Source organism: Kitasatospora sp. NPDC015120 (genome assembly GCF_043080305.1).
Taxonomy (GTDB): domain Bacteria; phylum Actinomycetota; class Actinomycetes; order Streptomycetales; family Streptomycetaceae; genus Kitasatospora.
Window position 1 is genome coordinate 1 of sequence record NZ_JBIBVJ010000047.1, and the last position, 4,109, is coordinate 4,109.

4 protein-coding genes, 1 rRNA gene and 1 pseudogene are annotated in these 4,109 nt (G+C 74.6%); 3 read left to right on the forward strand and 3 right to left on the reverse strand.

Going from position 1 to position 4,109, the window contains the following annotated elements; translation table 11 throughout:
* Window positions 1-103: ribosomal RNA gene (gene rrf, locus ACF1AK_RS36095) — 5S ribosomal RNA — on the forward strand; the annotation flags it as partial.
* Window positions 104-167: 64 nt separating this feature from the next.
* Here rrf and ACF1AK_RS36100 read toward each other — a convergent pair.
* From ACF1AK_RS36100 to ACF1AK_RS36110, 3 genes are all read right to left on the reverse strand, one after another.
* A complete protein-coding gene (locus ACF1AK_RS36100; RefSeq protein WP_391503057.1) occupies window positions 168-1,385 on the reverse strand; it encodes a hypothetical protein in 1,218 nt (405 codons plus the stop codon).
* A gap of 181 nt (window positions 1,386-1,566) precedes the next feature.
* Window positions 1,567-2,325 carry a lysophospholipid acyltransferase family protein gene (locus ACF1AK_RS36105; RefSeq protein WP_391503058.1) on the reverse strand — a complete coding sequence of 253 codons (759 nt, stop codon included), beginning with the start codon at window positions 2,323-2,325 and terminating at the stop codon, window positions 1,567-1,569.
* 251 nt (window positions 2,326-2,576) lie between these two features.
* The gene (locus ACF1AK_RS36110; protein WP_391503059.1) at window positions 2,577-3,008 is read right to left on the reverse strand and encodes a DUF4395 domain-containing protein; all 432 of its coding nucleotides are present in this window, start codon (window positions 3,006-3,008) and stop codon (window positions 2,577-2,579) included.
* Window positions 3,009-3,269: 261 nt separating this feature from the next.
* Between ACF1AK_RS36110 and ACF1AK_RS36115 the strand changes: the two genes are divergently transcribed.
* Window positions 3,270-3,683, forward strand: a complete 414-nt coding sequence (locus ACF1AK_RS36115; RefSeq protein ID WP_391503060.1) for a TlpA family protein disulfide reductase — start codon at window positions 3,270-3,272, stop codon at window positions 3,681-3,683.
* 330 nt (window positions 3,684-4,013) lie between these two features.
* A pseudogene (locus ACF1AK_RS36120) lies at window positions 4,014-4,109 on the forward strand (electron transfer flavoprotein subunit beta); the annotation flags it as partial.

Consider the following 4,109-nt stretch of genomic DNA (forward strand, 5'->3'; position numbering starts at 1 on the left):
CGTGAGGGAAACGCCCGGTTACATTCCGAACCCGGAAGCTAAGCCTCACAGCGCCGATGGTACTGCAGGGGGGACCCTGTGGGAGAGTAGGACGCTGCCGAACAAATTGTGAGAAGAACCCCCGCCGGTATTCCGGCGGGGGTTCTTCGCGTTTCCGGGAAAGGCCTTCAGCCCTGCGGTTGGGCGGTGCCCCAGTCGGGGCGGCTCTCCCCTCGGCCGGGGGTGTCGGAGAGGCGGGCGACGGCGGAGCCGTCGGCCCGCATGGTGTAGAGCTCGGAGATTCCGCCGGCGGGGGCCTGGGCGAAGGCGATCGCGGTGCCGTCGGGGGAGTAGGAGGCGACGCCGTAGATGGTGTCGGACGGGCCGGGGGTGAGTGCCTCGACGGCGGTGCCGTCGGGGTGGACGGTGTAGATGCCGCCGCCGGGGGCGTTCTCGGTGTCGGAGGGGTAGGTGGTGAAGACGATCCGGCTGCCGTCGGGGGACCAGTTGGCGCGGTCGCCGGCCCGCAGTTCCCACGGGGTGAGCTGGCGCAGGCCGGTGCCGTCGGCGTTGACGAGGTAGAGCGCGCGGCTGTTGGCGGGCCGGCCGGTGGCGCTGGTCCGGTAGGAGAAGACGAGCTGCTTGCCGTCGGGGGACCAGGACGGGTCGGTGACGACGCCGGAGTACGGGGTGTCGTTGGTGAGGAAGGTGAGCCGCTGGGCGGTGGTGCCGTCGGGGGCGATGACGTAGAGGTCGCTGTACTGGATCTGCTCGGTCGTCGGGTCCGTGGTGCCCCAGCTGCGGGTGAAGGCGAGCTGTTTGCCGTCGGGGGACCAGGCGGGCGTGGTCTCCGTCTCGTTGAGGCAGTCGGGGGCGCCCTCCTCGCAGAGCGAGCCCAGCTGGTGGGCGTTGCGGCCGTCGGCGCCGGTGGTCCAGATCCGGCCGGGTGAGTCCCCTCCGGTGCGGTCGAAGGCGAGGGTGGTGCCGTCGGGGGACCAGGCGGGGTGGTCGTCGCGGGTCCGGTCGGCCGGCTGGGTGAGCTGCTGGCGGGTTCTGCCGTCGGCGGTGACCGTGAAGATGGCGCTGGTGAGGCGGTCCTGGTCGAGGAAGACCCGGCCGGCGATGAGGCCGTTGTGGGCCGTCGGGGCGGCCGGGGCGCCCGCGGCGGCGCCGACCACGTCCGAGGTGGTGTCGGCGACGGCCGCCTCGACGGTCGGGCTGGGGGTGGGGGATTCGGTGCGGATCTCGCTGAGCGGGATCTCGCCGGGCTGGGCGCCGCAGCCGGTGAGCAACGTCCCGGCGAGCAGGAGGCCCGCACCGGCGCGGTGGCGGGTGCGGGCCGTGGTCGGGGCGGTGCGGTGGATGGTGGGGGTGGTCCGTGAGAGCCGTGTCCGTGTGCGGGTCATCCGCGTCTCATCTCCGTCTCCGATCCGGCCGGCGCGGCCGGACGTCAGCCCCCCGAAGGAGCTGTCACTGTGTCAGATCGGAGTGGGGGGAGCGGGGCGACACGCGACGGTGCGCGTCCGCTCGGGGACGGTCCGTCATCCGTTCGCGGGGCGCCCGGCGGACGGCGCCGGGCCCGGGCGCTCAGTCCCGGGCGGCGCGGCGTTCGGCCTCCGCCTCGTCCTCGGCCTCGGCGGTCTCCAGGGTGGGCGCGGTGCCGCCGAGGTGGGCGGGCAGCCACCAGGTGTCGTCGGGGCCGGAGGGCTTGCCGGGGTACTCGCGCTGGGCCCGGTCGAGCATCTCGGTCATCGCGGCGCGCAGCCGGCGGGTGACCATGACGGGCTTGTCCCCGGGCTCCAGCACGATCGGCTCGCCGATCATGATGGTGACCGGGACGTGCCGCTTGGTGAGGGTCTTCGGGCGGCCCTTGGTCCACAGCTGCTGGGTGCCCCACAGGACGACCGGGAGCAGCGGGGCGCCGGAGTCGGCGGCCATCCGGGCGGCGCCGGTCTTGAACTTCTTCAGCATGAAGGAGCGGCTGATGGTCGCCTCGGGGAAGACGCCGACCACCTCGCCGGCGCGCAGCGCGCGGACGGCGGCCTCGTAGGCGGGCTGGCCGTCGGCGCGGTCGACCGGGATGTGCTTCATGCCGCGCATCAGCGGGCCGGAGACGGCGTGCTTGAAGACGTCGTCCTTGGCCATGAAGCGGGTCTTGCGCTTGCCGCCGCGGTAGGCGCCGAGGCCGGCGAAGAGGAAGTCGAGGTAGCTGATGTGGTTGCTCACGAGCACCGCTCCGCCCTTGGCGGGGATGTGTTCGGCGCCGACGATCCTGATGCGCACGTCGAGTGCGCGGAAGACGGTCAGCGCGGCGCCGATCACCGGCGGGTACACGAGCTCTGCCACGGTCAGTCCTGACTTCGACGGGCCTGGGGCCCGGTACGGCGGGTCCCGCGGGCCGTAGGTGGGGGCCGACCGGGGGCGCGGCACACCGCGGCGGCCACGGGCGATACACGGAGATGATCCCCCGAACGGGCACCCGCTGTCACCTGAGGCGGGCCGCGGAGGCGGATCCGGCGGTGTGATGTGCGTGATGAGGCGGGGCGGGAACTTTTCCCGGCCGGGCGTCCGGTCGGTTTTCTCCCGCCCCGGGCGGCTCAGGCGGCCAGGTCGGTGCGGGTGCGGGTGCGGGCGCGCAGGACCAGGAGGTACGCCTCGCAGCCGAGGCAGTAGCCGAACGCGGCGTTGAGGAAGGCGGCGGCCAGCGCGAGCCCGGTGGCGAGCAGGCCGAGCCAGCCGACTCCGGCCAGGAGGGCGGCCGTGCCGACGGCGGCGAAGACCAGGCCGACCCCCTGGGCGAACCGCGGCGGGCGTTCGTCCTCGGTCTCGGCGGGCGGCGCGAGCCGGGGCCGGACCAGGGTGCGGTAGAGCCAGGAGTAGGGGGAACGGCGCAGGCCGCCGAGGGCGCCGAGGGCGAAGACGAGGGTCTGGGCCGCGAGCAGCGCAGCGCTGCCGGTGAGCAGGACGGCGATCAGGACGAGGGTGGTGAGGGCGGCGGCGAAACGCGGGCCGCGGGGGTCGATCTGCACGGGGACTCCGGGGGAGGGGTGACGGGGCGCGCGGCAACGGGGTCGTGCGGGCGCCCGGGACGGCCGGGGTGCGCGTCAGCGACAGCGCGAGGCCGTGGCCCGGCACAGGTCGACCACCCGGCGGGTGGTCAGCAGCGGCTGCGGGGGGTGGTCGGAGTCCACGGGCCGATCGTACGCGGGCCCGCCGGCACGGGTCGAGGGGGTCCGGGGAAGCCGGGCCCCCGCCGCCGGCGTGGTGCGGGGGCGGAGCAGACTGGGGGGATGACCGGGTTGGTGGTGTGTGGTGTCGTGCTCGTGGCGGCGAGTGCGTTCGGGCTGGTCCGAGCGAAGCGTGACGGGAGGCTGAGGGTGCGGGAGCGGGACGGGGCGGTGCGGCTGTCGGCGGCGGAGCTGGGGGAGGCGCTCGGGGAGCGGGCGACGCTGGTGCAGTTCTCCACCGCGTTCTGCCAGCCGTGCCGGGCCACCCGGCGGGTGCTGGCCGAGGTGGCGGGGATGGTCGACGGGGTGGCGCACGTCGAGCTGGACGCCGAGGAGCGGTTGGAGCTGGTGCGGCGGCTGGAGATCGTGCGGACGCCGACCGTGCTGGTGCTGGACGCCGGTGGCCGGGTGGTGCGGCGGGCGGCCGGGCAGCCGCGGAAGGCGGATGTGATCGCGGCGCTGGGCGCGGCGGTCTGAGCCCGGCCGGGGCCCGGGGGCGGTCGTGCCGCTGGGCACCGGGGTGCGGGCGGGGGGTGCGGGATGCCGCCGAGGTGAATCCGGTGGCCCGAGGGCAGCCCCGTCGGGTGGAGCCCCGGACCGCCTGGGGCAGGATGGCCCTCACGGGCACCCCGGCCGGGGGCCGGGCGTAAGCTACTGGCGAGTAGTGACCGTCGGGCTACTGGCGGGTATGCTGCCAGCAAGTTCCGGACCGGCACGGGAACACGCTGCCGGGCGCGGGTGCGAGCCGTGGTCGCGCCCGCTTGCACGACCGCAGCCGCCGGACGAGACCAGTACAGGAGACAGGCCGTGAGCTTGAGGATCGTTGTCTGTGTGAAGTACGTGCCGGATGCGACGGGGGACCGTCGTTTCTCGGACGATCACACCACCGACCGGGAGGGCGTG

What these genes read in the sequence shown, in the direction of transcription:
- ACF1AK_RS36115 (WP_391503060.1), top strand. Translation starts at nt 3,270, where the DNA reads ATGACCGGGTTGGTGGTGTGTGGTGTCGTGCTCGTGGCGGCGAGTGCG.
- ACF1AK_RS36100 (WP_391503057.1), bottom strand. Translation starts at nt 1,385, where the DNA reads ATGACCCGCACACGGACACGGCTCTCACGGACCACCCCCACCATCCAC.